We start from the raw sequence: 14,275 nt of genomic DNA, 5'->3' as shown, positions 1-14,275 counted from the left end.
TACGATGAAGGGGAAAAAGGTATTAATTACAAGCGGTGGTTGTTTAGAAAAATGGGATCAAGTACGCGGCCATACAAATATGGCAAAAGGAACAATTGGAAGAATAATCGCCGAAGAGCTTATAAGTAAAGGGGCCCATGTTATATATTTACATGGTTATTTTGCGGAGAAACCGAATGATATAAACAATCAATTAGAATTACATCCATTTGAAGGAATTGTTGATTTACAAGATAAAATGAAAAGTATCATTACGCATGAAAAAGTCGATGCGGTTATTATGGCAGCGGCTGGATCTGATTGGATTGTGGACAAGATTTGTGATCAAGAGGGTAATGTTCTTGATATGAATGGAAAAATCTCAAGTGATATAGCGCCAATTATACATTTTCAAAAGGCACCGAAAGTATTAAAACAAATAAAAGAGTGGGATCCAGAAACTGTACTCGTTGGCTTTAAACTTGAAAGTGACGTAAATAAAGAAGAATTGTTTGAAAGAGCGAAAAATAGAATGGAAGAAGCGAAGGCGAGTGTAATGATTGCAAATTCACCACATTCTTTATATTCGCGCGGAGCAATGCACTACGTAATTGGACAAGACGGTAAAGGGCAGTTATGTAATGGAAAAGATGAAACAGCGAAAGAAATTGTCAAAAGGTTAGAGGTACTATGTAATCGCGTTACTGCTTCATAATTTCAAGTATTTGGATAAGAGTGAATCCGCATAGTATATATTGGTAAGCGCAACTTTTTGCTTTGATACAAACGTTAACCATTCAATATGGATACATAGAATAATTGGTGAGGAGTGAATTCTATGGAACATTTATTAAAGCAAGCTATTAAACTCCGGAAAGAAAAGAAATATGCGCAGTCTAAAGAGATACTCATTGGATTAACGAATTTTACGAGGGATGCAGAAGTACTTTATCAATGTGCTTGGATACATGATGTAATGGGGCTGGAAACAGAAGCTATGCCGTATTATGAACAGGCAATTGCAAACGGTCTTGAAGGTGAGTCACTTTGCGGAGCTTATATCGGCCTTGGTAGTACATATCGTTGTATAGGTGAGTATGACAAAGCAATTACTGTTTTAGAAACAGGATTACAGCAGTTTCCAGATAATGATGTGATGAAAGTATTTTTGTCATTAGCGAAATATAACGTAAACGATCATGAATCCGCGATGAAATTATTACTTGAAACAGTCGTAAAAGTAGAAGAAGTGAAAGAATTTGAACGTGCTATTTCATTTTATAAAGATCATTTAAATGAGGTTTTTAAATAGAGGAGTGAACATATGAGTGTCACACTTTCGCGAAGGCGAAAAGGTATATGGATTGGACTCGTATCTTTAATCTTGTTATCAAACTATTTATTATATGCTCTTCCAATTGTACCAGCTGCTCCGAAAGAAGTTGTCCTTGGATCAATATTAGATTGTATGTTTGTAATTCCAATCATTACGTATTTCTTTATTATTCGAAAAAGATACTCGTTAACGTATATATTTCCTGTTGTAATAGCTGGTTATATATTTGCAAGATTTATTATTCCAAGCGACTATTTACAAGCTTTTTCATACGTTTCTTATATTATAGTTGCAGGGGAAATTGCTTTTGTATGTTTTGAGTTATTCCTTCTATATAAAATTGTTAGAATGCTTCCTACAATAAGAAAAAAATATAAAGAATATAAAAGTGAGTATTCTTCATTTTCTTATGCAATTGATGCAGCGTTTGACACCACTATGAAAAGAAATAAATTAGTAGATATCATTGTAACAGAGTGTAAGTTAATCTATTATGCATTTTTATCGTGGCGTGAAAAAGTGCCAGAAGGTGAATGCGTATACTCATATCACAAAAAGACTAGTGCAATAGGTGTATATATTATGATCATCCATGCGACTTTAATAGAAAGTATCGGTTTTCATTATTTGTTTCATCAATGGAATCCAGTTGTAGCATGGGTGTTACTTATTTTAAACGTATATGCAATGTTTTATTTTTTAGCTGAAATACAAGCAATGCGTAAAAATCCAATTATTGTTACGGAAGAACAGGTAATTATTCAAATTGGATTAGGGAAGAAAATCATTATACCGTTTACACAAATTGATAAGATTACGTTTTATAAAGGAGAACTTTTAAAAAAAGAGAAAGAGCTTCTTGACGCAACGGTGATGGAATTTATAAAGGAACCTCCAACATTTGAAATAATACTTAAAGAGCCAATAAAAGCACAATTGTTATATGGATTTTCTAAAACAGTAAGTCGCGTTCACTTAAATGTTGATGAGGAACGGAAATTTTATGATGCAGTTACCGAGAAATTAAAACATGGGTAATGCTATTAATTTTCATCGTGCGTTTGGTGTGTACGGTATTTGTATCGAAAATAATAATATATTAGTAATCGATAAATCAAAAGGTCCATATAAGAATAGATATGATCTACCTGGTGGGAGCTTATATGAAGAGGAGTCGCTGTTAGCGGCACTCCATAGGGAATGTAAAGAAGAAACTGGATTAGAAGTAAAGGTTATAAAGCAAGTAGGAACGGTTGATTTTCAATACCTTTCAAAGTTTAAAGATTATACACATGTACACCATATTGCAGTTTTGTATGAAGTTGAAAAGAGTGCAGGGAAAATCATAGTACCAAAACAATTTGAAGGTCAAGATTCTTTAGGAGCGAGATGGGTTTCTATAGAAAGCATTACAGAAGACAATTCATCTCCGCTTGTATGTAGTGCAGTAGAGTGGCTGAAAACAAATGAGCTTCCATTAGAAGTAAAAAAATATGAAACATGGACAGTGAAAAACTCCTTCTAAAATAAGAGGGAGTTTTTATTGTGTATTTGGAGACCAAACACTTCTTTATCACTATATAAATGGATATAATTAAGGTTAGAAATAGCATAAGGGGAAACAAAGAATGAATAAATTACTAACACCAAAAAGTGAAATTATAGAAAGAAAAATAAGATATGACTCGACAACAGTAGAACACACTTGTTTATTACTTGAAAAGCAGTTGCAAAGTATCGTGCTATTTCATGAGGTTCAGTATTCATTTACAATGACTGCACATCGTGCGAGTTTAACAATCCCAAAAGGAAGTTACACCATTGCATACTACTGGGAAGATCGTCCGTACAATTTATACATATGGAGAGATAAGAATGGAACGTATTTAGGCTCTTATTTTAATGTTGTAAAAAATACGCAAATAACAGATGAACTAGTGTCATTTGAAGACTTAATTATTGATATTTTGGTACTTCCAAGTGGAGAATATTTTATTTTAGATGAGGATGAGTTGCCTGAGTCTTTAGAGGAGTTTGAGGATGGTTATGTGAATGAAGCTCTTAATGTATTAGAGGAAATAATTCAAAAGACGCTTCCTCAAATGATTGTAGAGACAGAAAGAGTGAGGTTAAACTAAATTGTAATCGATTTGAAAATAGAATACGTGTTTAATGAAATTGAGTAGTCTCAAGTTATATAATCTAACTTTTTTGATAAGTCTAAGGTTAGATGTATATTTCTTGGGATTACTCTTTTTTTGTGGAAATTAATATTGACTGAATAAAGTTCAGTCGTTTATGATTGAATCATATTCAGTCGCAGAAAAAACATAATAGGAGATAACATATGAAAAGAATATCGAAAGAACCAGATGTTAGAAGGCAGGAGTTGATGGATATTGGCTTTGAACTATATATGAAAAATGGTATGAAAGGATTTGGCATAAAAGATGTTGTGAATCATGCTGGTGTAGCAACGGGCTTATTTTATTATTACTTCAAGTCTAAAGAGAATTTTGTTGATGAAGTATTAAATGATTTTATTGTGAAAAATATGGAGTTAATTGAAGAAATACTTGTTTCTAATGAACGGTCTGTCATGCAAAAGCTGAAAGATTCTCTAAATATATTTTGGACATTTATCGAAAAATTAGCGCCTTATAAAAATGTGAGTTCGTTTCAGACGGAACAACATTTTCAACTGGAACAGAAATTATTTACGCGAATGCAGCCATTAATTCGACAAGTAATCGAAGAAGGGGTGAAAACTGGGATTTTTAATATTGATAACTCATTATTAGCATCAGGATTTATTTTATACGGTCTTAGCAGTATTGCTCATTCAGAGGTGAATTTGAATCTAGACATGAAGCGAGAAATGGTTAATTTAGTATTAAATACACTACGATATGATCAAAGAGAAGGAGAATGTATATGAAGATCATGATTGATGGAAACAATATTTCGAATGAACAACTTACAAAGTGGAAAAAAGAACGTATGAAAAAAGTTTTCAATACATAGGACATAAAGAGCCAGAATTAAATGATACAGACGTTATGATAAAAAAACTAACAGAACTAAAATTAAATTATTCATACAATGAAATGTATGATAAGTTAAAATCTAAACTTAAATTAAGTGAAATGGGTATGCGTATTTGTACTGCTTTATCTGGTGATAGACGAAAATTTTCAAAAACAAATATTTATTTAGATGGGATTACAGCAGAAGAGGCGATAAATGGAATTGATAGTTTTATGCTTGAACAATCAGATGAAAATAATCAAGCGAATTTATCAGCCTGTCCAGATCACTACGTACTAAGACCCTTTGGGGAAAATGAATTGGAGGTTATCGAAACTACTGGTAATTCTCCATTTCCAGTTCAATTTTTTATTGTTTTTGGTGACGAAACAGGATTAAAGACACCTAGAGATAAGTCTTATCAATACCAATCAACAGGTGTTGCACGTATGAAAGACGGTACTACTATTGGTGGAGTTCGACATCAATTCAAAGATACAGATACTGGTATAGAAGTAAGTCTAGTTGTAGAGTTTCCGGCACTTTGTCCTAATAGTCTTATTGAATCGCATCAAATGCATTTGGCATGTGAGTTTTCTTATTGGTTACAGTGGATTAAGGAACATAAAAAATAATTTTTATATAAATAACAATAAGGGTATTTAAACGAATCATATATATTTTTTAATAAAACCTAGTTGACTTATCGGAAATATTTGTATAATATGTACTTAATTCTATTACGTATTGCTGATTGGAGAAACCAAAGGCATTTTATCTATTGATAAAATGCCTTTGGTTTTTTTATTACATAAATACTGAATCTATTCATTTAGATGAATCATTTCAAGGAGGGGAAGAAGTGACTGTTTCAATTAATGAGGTATCAAAATATTTTTCGAAGCAAACTGGTACTGTTCAAGTATTAGAGAATATTAATTTTCAATTAGAAAAAGGGGATTTTGTTACAGTAATTGGTCCGAGTGGTTGTGGAAAAAGTACATTATTAAAAATTATTGCAGGTTTAGACAACGATTTTGAAGGTGAAATCATTATTGATGGGGAGCGTATAACAAAACCGAGTAAGAAGCAAGGATTTATATTTCAAGAGCATCGTCTGTTTCCGTGGTTAACAGTTGAAGAAAACATTGCAGCTGATTTGTCATTAAAAGATAAGTATGTGAAGGATAAGGTAAAGGAATGGGTTAAAATTGTTCGGTTAGACGGTTTTGAAAAATCATATCCGAAAGAAATATCAGGCGGGATGTCACAACGTGTTGCGATTGCAAGAGCGTTGCTAAGAGATCCTAATGTATTATTACTTGATGAACCATTTGGAGCATTGGATGCATTTACCCGAAGTCATTTGCAAGAAGTACTGCTCAACATTTGGGAACAAAAAAAGACGACAATGATATTCGTTACACATGATATAGACGAAGCAATATATCTTTCAAACAGAATTGTCATCATGAGTGCAAAGCCTGGAAAAATACATAAAGTAATTGAAAATAATTTACCTTATCCGCGTAGTAAAACTTCGGAGTCATTCCAAGAAATTCGAAAGAAAGTATTACAGCAGTTTGAGTATGGAGGATTGATTCAAACAAGTTTATAGGGAGAGGGTGAGTATTTATGTATAAAAAATTTAAAGTTCTTTCTTTTGCATTAGCTATTTCTTTATTTTTATTCGGATGTGAGAAAAGTACAGCAAGTAGTAAGAAGGAAGATGTAACAGTACAAATTGGTATTCAGCAAGGGTTAAGTCCACTATTACTCGCGCAGAAAAAGGGATGGTTTGAAGAGGAGTTTAAAAAAGAAGGAGTTAAGGTGAAATGGACAGAGTTCCAAAGTGGACCTCCTTATTTTGAGGCAATCGCATCAAATCGATTAGACTTTGGTGAAGTTGGCAATTCTCCAGTTATTTCCGCGCAAGCAGCAGGTATTGAATTTACTGAAATTGCTAATACAAGTTATGCGAGAAAAGGAACAGGGATTCTTGTACAAAAAGATAGCAAGATTACGAGTGTAAAAGATTTAAAAGGTAAAAAAATCGCAGTAGCAAAAGGAAGTAGCGCATTTAATTTATTGTATCGAGCGCTTGATAAAGAAGGTATCAATGCGAAAGATGTAAATGTTATTCAACTGCAACCAGATGAAGCGCAGCCAGCATTTGAATCAGGATCAGTAGATGCATGGGCAATTTGGGATCCTTTCATATCGTTACATACGGTAAATAAAGGAGCGAAGGTGATTACAGATGGTGAACAATTAAATGTATCTTCTCCAGAGTTTTTAATTGCGAGAACAAAATTTGCGAAAGAGCATCCAGAATTAGTGGAGAAATTCCTTAAAGTATATGAAAAAGCACGTGTATGGCAAGATGAAAACTTGGATGAAGCAATAAAAATATACACTTCTGCAAAGAAAATAGATGCAGATATTGTAAAAGAAGTGTTTAATCACGACAAACCCATCTTAGTTCCGGTAACGAAAGAAATAGTTGCAGAACAGCAACAGACAGCAGATTTTCAATATAAGCTTGGTTCTATAAAGAAAGAAATTAAGACAGATAAAGTTGTAGATAATTCTTTCGTAGAAAAAGCGTTAAAGGCGAAGTGAAAAGAGGTTGTATAAATTGGAGAATACGAAAGCGGTTATTAAAAGGGCGAGTATAACGATTGAGAAAAACAATGTAAAGAAAGTACAGAAGACGAATATCAAATTTTTGATAAGGGCAATTACTATACCGATTATTATATTAATAATTTGGCAATTGGCCGGAGTTTAGGAATTATTTTAGGAACAATTGTTGGATTTTCAACGAGAAGTGAGCAATATTTAGATCCGTCAGTACAAATGTTAAGAACTGTGCCTCACTTAGCTGTTGCACCGCTTTTCGTATTATGGTTCGGTTTTGGGGAAACATCAAAAGTGTTATTAATTGCAGATGGTGCATTTTTTCCTTTATACGTAAACGCGTTTCTAGGAATACGAGGTGTAGATTCAAAGTTATTTGATGTTGCGAGAGTGTTAGAGTTTAGTAAAAGAAAATTAATTACAAAACTAATTTTACCGGCAGCATTGCCAAACCTATTACTTGGGGCAAGATTATCATTAGGAGTAGCATGGGTGAGTTTAGTAGTAGCAGAACTTATGGGATCTACAGAAGGTATTGGCTATATGATTATGGATGCAAGGCAATTTTCAAATACAGATATTGTATTTGTCGGTATTATTATTTTTGCATTCGTTGGGAAGTTTTCGGATTCACTCGTACGTTTACTAGAAGTGAAGTTTTTAAGATGGCGAGATAACTTTAAAGGCGAGATAGGAAATTAACATATAAATTATTAGGGGTAATTTATATAGAGTAGTTTAGTGTACGTTTCAAAATAAATAAGGGGTGTGTAAAGGTATGGAATTATTATGGTTTATTCCGGCGTATGGAGATGGACGATATTTAGGAACGACAAAACGAGGAAGAGCAGCTGAGTATGGTTATTATAAACAAGTTGCACAGGCAGCTGATTATTTAGGATATACAGGTGTGTTACTTCCAACTGGCCAAGGTTGTGAAGATCCATGGGTATTAGCATCGGCACTTGCAGCTGAGACAGAAAAGCTAAAATTTTTAGTAGCAGTTAGACCGGGACTAATGTCACCGACAGTTGCAGCAAGGATGGCATCTACATTTGATAGAATTTCAGACGGGAGGTTACTTATTAATGTAGTCGCTGGAGGAGATCCAGTTGAATTACAAGGAGATGGATTGTATCTTGAGCATGATGAAAGATATGAAGCAGCTGATGAGTTTTTAAAAGTTTGGAAATCGACATTGCAAGGTGAAACATTTTCTTTAGAAGGAAAACATATTAAAGTTACGGAAAGTAAAGTTGTGTTCCCGCCAGTGCAAACGCCATACCCTCCTATATATTTTGGAGGATCATCCGCTGCTGGAAAGGAAGTTGCAGCAGAACATAGTGATGTATATTTAACGTGGGGCGAGCCACCAGAGCAAGTGAAGGAGAAAATAGAGGAAGTAAGAAAACTGGCAGAAGAGAAGGGACGTTCAGTGCGATTTGGCATCAGGTTACACGTAATTGTAAGAGAAACAGAAGAAGAAGCGTGGGAAGAGGCAGAACGTTTAATTCAATATGTAGATAATGAGACAATTGAACTTGCTCAAAAGACATTTGCAAGATATGATTCAGTTGGTCAAAAGCGAATGACCCATTTAAATAAAGGTACACGGGAGTCGTTAGAGATAAGTCCTAATTTATGGGCTGGCATCGGGCTTGTAAGAGGTGGTGCAGGTACTGCGCTTGTTGGAGATCCGCATACAGTAGCAGATAGAATAAAAGAATATGAAGCGTTAGGAATTGATACGTTTGTATTATCGGGATATCCTCATTTAGAAGAGGCATATGAAGTGGCAGAACTGTTATTTCCTTTATTGAAAGAAGATAAGAAACAAGAAAATAAAATTGTTGGTGAAATGATAGCTGATGCATATGCATTAAAAAAATAGTGAGAAAAAACCCGCAAGTAAATCACTTGCGGGTTTTCATCGTAAACTATCAGAAAATATGGTAAAATTAAATAGTAACTTAAGGTACGGTTGGTTGTTCAATTATCACTTCTCCAAGTAGGAGGGGGGTGATAATAAGTGAGTGAAATAGCGTTGTTACTGCAAGGTGGACTGTTTCTCGTTGCATTGTTAACATTCGTCGTCGTTTTAATAGACAAGCTCAAAAAATAACAACCCACCTATGCCAATAGAATGTGGGTTGTTTTGTTTGTAAGAAACAAATAGGATAAATGAACAATCCAATCTGCTAAGTTACGTGGACTAGTGTGTAGCCGCACACTAGTCTTTTTTATTTATATACAATTTATAATTGGTTTATGTGATTGTATTGTTCTTTTCATACTTATTATAACACAGTGTCTTTTCATCAAGAAAGGAGACCGTATGTTCTATTTCTAATTAAATAGAAGGTGACTTTTCTTTAAAGAGCCCGTCCATATACTGTTTTAAAGTTTGAACGTAAAATTTTTGCTTATTTACATCATTTACACCGACTATTGGTGATGGAAGTTCATATCTCTTTTCGGATAAATGAACGACAACGTCAAAAATATCAAATAGACGGATGAAACAGAACAGACCATCTTTATCACTTAATAAAATAAAGTAATGGTTTTCACTATTTGTATTTAATGTATTCCATAATGAACTTTTGCTTAAATCGCGAACAATGCTCTTTTCTTTTAATTCCATGAAGTCGGCATTCGATAGGATGCTAGAAATATCAATCGCATCTGGATCTTCAAAATAGCCATCGACTGCTTGTACAGCGAAAGTATAAGCCATTTTTAATACACTCATTTTATACTTACGGTTATCTAAAAGTAATTCCCGTTGAATAGAGCTAGCTACTTTCGTTACACGTTCTTCTTTCCAGATTTCGTTATGTAGTGAAATATCGTGCTTTTTACATAGTTTCATAATTAATGCATTGGAATAAAGTATTTCGTCACTTACTTCAACAACATCTGTCTCAGCGGCCGCAAGTTCCTCACCATGCTCATTCGTATAGAGCGGGGAGTCAATCTGTTTTTTCATATGTTCAATCTTAAACTGACTTAATTTATGCCGAATTAAGGGGCGATCAATATTTGTTGTCATTTGTTCATAACAAGTATCACAAATTGAGTTTGTGAAATAATATCCACATAATATTTCTGGGATGACATATTGTTCACTAAGTTCTTTCGTATCTTTTCTGCAAATGATGCATTGTGTCATTTTTATCACCTTTACCTGCAAATTTGTATGTAATCTCATTGTAGTGTATTTATTGGTATTTTGGAATATTGTAAAGGAAAATATTATGTGAAATTGTTACTTATTTTGGTACAATGAAGAGAAGTGCTAGTTTAAAGGAGGACGTTTTTTTGAAATCGAAAGTGCACTTTTGGACATTAGAAGTGCTAATGGTTGTAGCGATCATATTTATTTGCACAAAAATATCGTTTCTATTTCAACCGATTGGTATCTTCATATCAACGTTGTTTTTCCCAATCTTAATCGCGTTATTTTTATACTTCATATTTAATCCGGTGTTAGTCTTTTTAGAGGAGAAAAAAGTACCTAGAAATTTAGCGATTTTACTGTTATATCTTTTTATCATAACATTAACTGCGGTTGGCGTTGGGGTAGTTGTTCCAACGATCTCACAACAGCTAATGGATTTAGTGAAAAATATGCCAGGCTATATAAAAGAGGGAAAACTATACATACAAGATTTATCCCATCATAGATTGTTTGAATGGTTATCTACACAAAATTATGTTTCCATTGAAACAATTGAAAAAAATGCAATTGAATACTTAAAGGATATACCAAACACAATTACGTCGAGTGCAACGGCTTTATTTGGTATCATAACGAACGTCGCATTAGTTATTTTTACAGTACCGTTCATTTTATTTTATATGTTTAAAGATGGACATGCGTTTCCAGGAAAAGCAGTAAGCTTATTACCAGAGTCATACCGTGAAGAAGGGCTTCGTATCATTAAGGAAACGAACGAAACATTATCTGCATATATTCAAGGGCAAGCGCTCGTTTGTATATTTGTAGGTGCTTTTACTTTTATCGGTTATTTAATTATCGATTTACCGTACGCTTTTGTTTTAGGAATTATAGCTGCATTTACAAATATAATTCCTAACTTAGGCCCATTTATCGGTGCAGCACCAGCTGTTATTGTAGGTTTGTTCGTATCTCCGATGCAAGCGTTGTACGTAATTATTATCGTAACAATTGTACAACAATTTGAAAGTAACATCATTTCACCGCGTATTATGAGTTCAAAATTAAATATCCATCCGTTAACAATTATTATTTTAATTTTAGGGGTAGGTAACTTTGCGGGAATTATTGGAATGATCTTGGCGGTGCCAGTGTACGCAGTAACGAAAACAGTTGTATCGAACTTAGTGAGACTGTTTAAGACGAAACGAAGTAATCGAAAATAGTATATGTTGAGAAAGATACACCACTTTTTAAGTGGTGTATCTTTTGTTTATTAATCAATGTTAAAAAGTGTACGAATGCAATTTTATTATATATTTATTACATATCAAATAAAACGGTAAAGTTGTATGATATAGCCCCCAATAAACTATGTGGAATCCCTCTGAACTATCCAAATCATTTCCTTACAACGTGCTATCAACATCATAATCGACTCCTTTCAAGTTTTATATTTTTAAAGGATTATAGGTGAGTGTAGTATTTGCTTCTACGATCTCGAATTTCGTCCATAATCTTTTTGTATTGTTGCTCTTGTTTTAATTCATCTTCAGAAAAGATTTCTTTCTGGATTGTAATTGTTAAGAAGAAAAGATGAAACGTCATGATACATTCCTCCTTTCGAAAGGAATTATAGATGGCTACAGTAGTGACTTTGACGTTCTTTTACATCTTCCATAGCTTTATTAATTTGATGGTCATGCAATACCTCACTGTCCGAGAACTTAGTTTTTTGAATGGTAATCGTTAAAAAGAATACTTTAAATTTCATTAGATAAAACCCCTTTATAATTGATTTAGAAAAGACGGCTGTAATAAGAAGCTTGACGCTCTTTTACTTCGTCCATAATGGTTTGAATGTGTTGCTCACGTAAAATCTCTTTCTGTGAAAGTTTACGTTTTTGAATAGTGATAGTTAAAAAGAATGCTTTAAATTTCATTAGATAAAACCCCTTTATAAGTTTATTAGAAAAGACGGCTGTAATAAGAAGCTTGACGCTCTTTTACTTCGTCCATAATAGTTTGAATGTGTTGCTCACGTAAAATCTCACTTTGAGAAAGCTTACGTTTTTGAATGGTGATAGTTAAAAAGAATGCTTTAAATTTCATGAAGGTATTGCTCCTTTAAAATATATTTTTAATACATATGCGTATAATATGAACTTTTAATGTCAGTCATTTTATCAGTCAGTTGTTTTATTTGTTGTTTACGAATGATTTCACCTTCAGATAAAGTATTTTTCTGAAGTACAGTCGTAAAAAAGAAAATATGAAAAGTCATAAATGAATTCCTCCTTTCGAAAAGGAATTACATGTGATCACAATAAAGTGTTTGGCGCTCCTTAACATCATTCATAGCTTTTTCAATTTGCTCATTATGAAAAATTTCATGTTTGGAAATTGTATTTCTTTGAATCGTAATACTTAAAAACAATACGCTAATAGTCATCGAATGTTGCTCCTTTCTTTAAAAAATAATGTAAGAGACTAAAAAATCGCACAAAAAAGCCACAGGAAGATATAGTTCTCCTATGGCAGGGCGTGAAAAAGCCACAGGAAAGTATACGACCTCCTGTGGCGAATTTATGAATTAATAGAAATAAAGTACGATTTTCAATTCTCCATTAGGGTGGTCGAATTCATATTTAATTGTTCAGAAAATACAGGTGCAGTTAACGCTAAAGTTAAAGCATGTAATTGTAATTTCATCATTTCCTTCGACCTCCTTTTAGAATATTTTTCTTACGTTAGTAAGTATATACAATTAATGGATAATTGTAAACATAAAAAGCGAAAATTTTTAATTTTGATTAAAATGCGTATATTTTAAAGGGTTTTGAGAAGGTGTATTGTAATTAACGAAATATCGATAAAAATGGGGGATGCTAAATGAAATATATGCATCGTAATGTAGTTGTTATGCTAACAATTTTTTTATGTATTACTGCTTGTTCTAGCGGAGAAAGAATAAAAGAAATATCTGATGTTGAACCTGGTGACTTTAAGAAATATGCTGGGACATATGTTGGGAATAACTCAGATGTAGTTGCAATTGTTAATCGTTTACCCGGTGGTGAAACATTTCAAAGTGTAAGTTTAGAGAATGAAAGTATAAAGGTGAACTATGGTACAAAAGAAAATGGAACTTTGACAGAAGACATGGTTGAGACGTATTGGTTTGATGGTAAGGATACGATGGAGAAGAATTTTCTCTTTAACGTTATTTATTTAGCGATTTTAGTACCAAATGCAAAAGGTTACGAGTTGCAAGTAGAAAATAAAAATTTCACGATAAAAAGAGAAGAAATACTATCAATCCTGTATGAAAAGTTTGATAATTTCCCAAAAGAAAATGATATATGGGATAAAAAGGAAGTAGTAAAGTTTCTTAACGAAAATAACGAAGAAATTACAATGCTTATGAATGATAAAGAGTTTAGGAATGCTTTATTTGTAAAGTATCCAGTACAGCAGTTGAAATGATGGGAGGAAAATAGGTGGAGTTAGTATATAAAATTACTTATCATCGAATGCAAGATCATTATTTACCTAAGTTAATACAGGCAATTAGCTTCGTTAGTGAAGAAGATTTATGGAAACAAGGGGATTCTGTGAATTCAATTGGTGGAATCGTACTACATATTTGTGAACATATACAGAGAAATACTAGTCGTTATAAAAATCCAAATATAGTCTTTGAAAAGGGAATTGAGGAGTATTTTCCAGTAAAGCGACAACGTACTGAACTTTTGCTACAGTACGTTGAAGACGTATTTGATGAATGGGGAACAGAATATATGCAAGCATGTGGAGAAAAAAGACATATTGACCTTCATAGTTTATTACATTTAGTGGAGCACACAAGTTATCATTTAGGGCAAGTTGTAGATCGTACAAAGTCTATAAAGGGACAACAATTTAATTTTTGTCAAAATGGTATAAATGAAAAGAATTTAAAAATTAGAGTTGAAACTTCAAAATTTTAGAAAGAGAGTCATTCTTAAACGAATGACTCTCTTTTTTTATAAAAGAAATTTATGGAAATATACATTTTTATGTGATATGGTTAATTACATAAGTAATGAACCTATGAACCTAAGGTGGTGAAA

20 protein-coding genes and 2 pseudogenes are annotated in these 14,275 nt (G+C 33.0%); 15 read left to right on the top strand and 7 right to left on the bottom strand.

Annotation, left to right across the window (positions count from 1 at the left end):
- The first annotated feature begins 4 nt into the window (after nucleotides 1-4).
- From ACTFR9_RS06995 to ACTFR9_RS06940, 12 genes and pseudogenes are all read left to right on the top strand, one after another.
- Nucleotides 5-694, top strand: a complete 690-nt coding sequence (locus ACTFR9_RS06995; protein ID WP_000676710.1) for a phosphopantothenoylcysteine decarboxylase domain-containing protein — start codon at nucleotides 5-7, stop codon at nucleotides 692-694.
- A 123-nt stretch (nucleotides 695-817) separates the two neighbouring features.
- On the top strand, nucleotides 818-1,291 hold the full coding sequence (locus ACTFR9_RS06990) for a tetratricopeptide repeat protein (protein ID WP_000400626.1): 474 nt from the start codon (nucleotides 818-820) through the stop codon (nucleotides 1,289-1,291).
- 12 nt (nucleotides 1,292-1,303) lie between these two features.
- A complete protein-coding gene (locus tag ACTFR9_RS06985; RefSeq protein WP_000117470.1) occupies nucleotides 1,304-2,353 on the top strand; it encodes a hypothetical protein in 1,050 nt (349 codons plus the stop codon).
- Nucleotides 2,346-2,840: an NUDIX hydrolase gene (locus ACTFR9_RS06980; protein ID WP_000525961.1), complete on the top strand. Its 495-nt coding sequence runs from the start codon at nucleotides 2,346-2,348 to the stop codon at nucleotides 2,838-2,840. The genes ACTFR9_RS06985 and ACTFR9_RS06980 overlap by 8 nt, the downstream gene beginning before the upstream one ends.
- Before the next feature lie 103 nt (nucleotides 2,841-2,943).
- On the top strand, nucleotides 2,944-3,453 hold the full coding sequence (locus ACTFR9_RS06975; protein ID WP_073535821.1) for a DUF402 domain-containing protein: 510 nt from the start codon (nucleotides 2,944-2,946) through the stop codon (nucleotides 3,451-3,453).
- Between the two features lie 209 nt (nucleotides 3,454-3,662).
- Nucleotides 3,663-4,253 carry a TetR/AcrR family transcriptional regulator gene (locus ACTFR9_RS06970; RefSeq protein WP_000822635.1) on the top strand — a complete coding sequence of 197 codons (591 nt, stop codon included), beginning with the start codon at nucleotides 3,663-3,665 and terminating at the stop codon, nucleotides 4,251-4,253.
- Nucleotides 4,250-4,977, top strand: a pseudogene (locus ACTFR9_RS06965) (hypothetical protein). Before ACTFR9_RS06970 ends, ACTFR9_RS06965 begins: the two are co-directional and overlap by 4 nt.
- Nucleotides 4,978-5,204: 227 nt before the next feature.
- On the top strand, nucleotides 5,205-5,960 hold the full coding sequence (locus tag ACTFR9_RS06960) for an ABC transporter ATP-binding protein (RefSeq protein WP_000218625.1): 756 nt from the start codon (nucleotides 5,205-5,207) through the stop codon (nucleotides 5,958-5,960).
- A gap of 17 nt (nucleotides 5,961-5,977) precedes the next feature.
- A complete protein-coding gene (locus ACTFR9_RS06955; RefSeq protein ID WP_000276920.1) occupies nucleotides 5,978-6,964 on the top strand; it encodes an aliphatic sulfonate ABC transporter substrate-binding protein in 987 nt (328 codons plus the stop codon).
- 16 nt (nucleotides 6,965-6,980) lie between these two features.
- Nucleotides 6,981-7,684, top strand: a pseudogene (locus ACTFR9_RS06950) (ABC transporter permease).
- A gap of 76 nt (nucleotides 7,685-7,760) precedes the next feature.
- Nucleotides 7,761-8,873, top strand: coding sequence for an FMNH2-dependent alkanesulfonate monooxygenase (gene ssuD, locus ACTFR9_RS06945; protein ID WP_000422271.1), 1,113 nt, complete (start codon nucleotides 7,761-7,763; stop codon nucleotides 8,871-8,873).
- A gap of 138 nt (nucleotides 8,874-9,011) precedes the next feature.
- Nucleotides 9,012-9,104 (top strand): putative holin-like toxin, encoded by a 93-nt coding sequence (locus tag ACTFR9_RS06940; protein ID WP_001289320.1) that lies wholly within the window; start codon nucleotides 9,012-9,014, stop codon nucleotides 9,102-9,104.
- A 228-nt stretch (nucleotides 9,105-9,332) separates the two neighbouring features.
- On the opposite strand, the gene ACTFR9_RS06935 is transcribed toward ACTFR9_RS06940, so the two are convergent.
- Complete coding sequence (locus ACTFR9_RS06935) at nucleotides 9,333-10,154, bottom strand: HNH endonuclease (protein WP_000189721.1); 822 nt, start codon at nucleotides 10,152-10,154, stop codon at nucleotides 9,333-9,335.
- A gap of 149 nt (nucleotides 10,155-10,303) precedes the next feature.
- Between ACTFR9_RS06935 and ACTFR9_RS06930 the strand changes: the two genes are divergently transcribed.
- Nucleotides 10,304-11,389, top strand: coding sequence for an AI-2E family transporter (locus ACTFR9_RS06930; protein WP_000837888.1), 1,086 nt, complete (start codon nucleotides 10,304-10,306; stop codon nucleotides 11,387-11,389).
- Between the two features lie 241 nt (nucleotides 11,390-11,630).
- Here ACTFR9_RS06930 and ACTFR9_RS06925 read toward each other — a convergent pair whose 3' ends face one another.
- Genes ACTFR9_RS06925 through ACTFR9_RS06900 form a run of 6 tightly spaced genes read right to left on the bottom strand, consistent with a single transcriptional unit; the run spans nucleotide 11,631 to nucleotide 12,615 of the window.
- The gene (locus ACTFR9_RS06925) at nucleotides 11,631-11,771 is read right to left on the bottom strand and encodes a YrzI family small protein (RefSeq protein ID WP_000142740.1); all 141 of its coding nucleotides are present in this window, start codon (nucleotides 11,769-11,771) and stop codon (nucleotides 11,631-11,633) included.
- Nucleotides 11,772-11,796: 25 nt separating this feature from the next.
- The gene (locus tag ACTFR9_RS06920; RefSeq protein ID WP_000669815.1) at nucleotides 11,797-11,937 is read right to left on the bottom strand and encodes a YrzI family small protein; all 141 of its coding nucleotides are present in this window, start codon (nucleotides 11,935-11,937) and stop codon (nucleotides 11,797-11,799) included.
- 25 nt (nucleotides 11,938-11,962) lie between these two features.
- A complete protein-coding gene (locus ACTFR9_RS06915) occupies nucleotides 11,963-12,106 on the bottom strand; it encodes a YrzI family small protein (RefSeq protein ID WP_000668966.1) in 144 nt (47 codons plus the stop codon).
- 25 nt (nucleotides 12,107-12,131) lie between these two features.
- A complete protein-coding gene (locus tag ACTFR9_RS06910; RefSeq protein ID WP_000668983.1) occupies nucleotides 12,132-12,275 on the bottom strand; it encodes a YrzI family small protein in 144 nt (47 codons plus the stop codon).
- Between the two features lie 28 nt (nucleotides 12,276-12,303).
- Entirely contained in the window at nucleotides 12,304-12,447 is a 144-nt protein-coding gene (locus ACTFR9_RS06905; RefSeq protein ID WP_000142725.1) for a YrzI family small protein, read from the bottom strand.
- Nucleotides 12,448-12,474: 27 nt separating this feature from the next.
- Entirely contained in the window at nucleotides 12,475-12,615 is a 141-nt protein-coding gene (locus tag ACTFR9_RS06900; protein ID WP_229136688.1) for a YrzI family small protein, read from the bottom strand.
- A 440-nt stretch (nucleotides 12,616-13,055) separates the two neighbouring features.
- On the opposite strand from ACTFR9_RS06900, the gene ACTFR9_RS06895 reads away from it, so the two are divergent.
- Nucleotides 13,056-13,649: a DUF4825 domain-containing protein gene (locus ACTFR9_RS06895; protein ID WP_229136689.1), complete on the top strand. Its 594-nt coding sequence runs from the start codon at nucleotides 13,056-13,058 to the stop codon at nucleotides 13,647-13,649.
- Nucleotides 13,650-13,663: 14 nt separating this feature from the next.
- Entirely contained in the window at nucleotides 13,664-14,152 is a 489-nt protein-coding gene (locus tag ACTFR9_RS06890) for a DinB family protein (protein WP_229136690.1), read from the top strand.
- The last annotated feature ends 123 nt before the right edge of the window (nucleotides 14,153-14,275 follow it).

This window comes from Bacillus cereus group sp. MYBK222-1 (assembly GCF_051916425.1).
Classification (GTDB): domain Bacteria; phylum Bacillota; class Bacilli; order Bacillales; family Bacillaceae_G; genus Bacillus_A; species Bacillus_A paranthracis.
Note: the sequence above shows the minus strand (reverse complement) of the source record. Positions and strands in the feature narration are given on the sequence as shown.

What these genes read in the sequence shown, in the direction of transcription:
- ACTFR9_RS06995 (WP_000676710.1), top strand. Translation starts at nt 5, where the DNA reads ATGAAGGGGAAAAAGGTATTAATTACAAGCGGTGGTTGTTTAGAAAAA.
- ACTFR9_RS06990 (WP_000400626.1), top strand. Translation starts at nt 818, where the DNA reads ATGGAACATTTATTAAAGCAAGCTATTAAACTCCGGAAAGAAAAGAAA.
- ACTFR9_RS06985 (WP_000117470.1), top strand. Translation starts at nt 1,304, where the DNA reads ATGAGTGTCACACTTTCGCGAAGGCGAAAAGGTATATGGATTGGACTC.
- ACTFR9_RS06980 (WP_000525961.1), top strand. Translation starts at nt 2,346, where the DNA reads ATGGGTAATGCTATTAATTTTCATCGTGCGTTTGGTGTGTACGGTATT.
- ACTFR9_RS06975 (WP_073535821.1), top strand. Translation starts at nt 2,944, where the DNA reads ATGAATAAATTACTAACACCAAAAAGTGAAATTATAGAAAGAAAAATA.
- ACTFR9_RS06970 (WP_000822635.1), top strand. Translation starts at nt 3,663, where the DNA reads ATGAAAAGAATATCGAAAGAACCAGATGTTAGAAGGCAGGAGTTGATG.
- ACTFR9_RS06955 (WP_000276920.1), top strand. Translation starts at nt 5,978, where the DNA reads ATGTATAAAAAATTTAAAGTTCTTTCTTTTGCATTAGCTATTTCTTTA.
- ssuD (WP_000422271.1), top strand. Translation starts at nt 7,761, where the DNA reads ATGGAATTATTATGGTTTATTCCGGCGTATGGAGATGGACGATATTTA.
- ACTFR9_RS06935 (WP_000189721.1), bottom strand. Translation starts at nt 10,154, where the DNA reads ATGACACAATGCATCATTTGCAGAAAAGATACGAAAGAACTTAGTGAA.
- ACTFR9_RS06925 (WP_000142740.1), bottom strand. Translation starts at nt 11,771, where the DNA reads ATGACGTTTCATCTTTTCTTCTTAACAATTACAATCCAGAAAGAAATC.
- ACTFR9_RS06920 (WP_000669815.1), bottom strand. Translation starts at nt 11,937, where the DNA reads ATGAAATTTAAAGTATTCTTTTTAACGATTACCATTCAAAAAACTAAG.
- ACTFR9_RS06915 (WP_000668966.1), bottom strand. Translation starts at nt 12,106, where the DNA reads ATGAAATTTAAAGCATTCTTTTTAACTATCACTATTCAAAAACGTAAA.
- ACTFR9_RS06910 (WP_000668983.1), bottom strand. Translation starts at nt 12,275, where the DNA reads ATGAAATTTAAAGCATTCTTTTTAACTATCACCATTCAAAAACGTAAG.
- ACTFR9_RS06905 (WP_000142725.1), bottom strand. Translation starts at nt 12,447, where the DNA reads ATGACTTTTCATATTTTCTTTTTTACGACTGTACTTCAGAAAAATACT.
- ACTFR9_RS06900 (WP_229136688.1), bottom strand. Translation starts at nt 12,615, where the DNA reads ATGACTATTAGCGTATTGTTTTTAAGTATTACGATTCAAAGAAATACA.
- ACTFR9_RS06895 (WP_229136689.1), top strand. Translation starts at nt 13,056, where the DNA reads ATGAAATATATGCATCGTAATGTAGTTGTTATGCTAACAATTTTTTTA.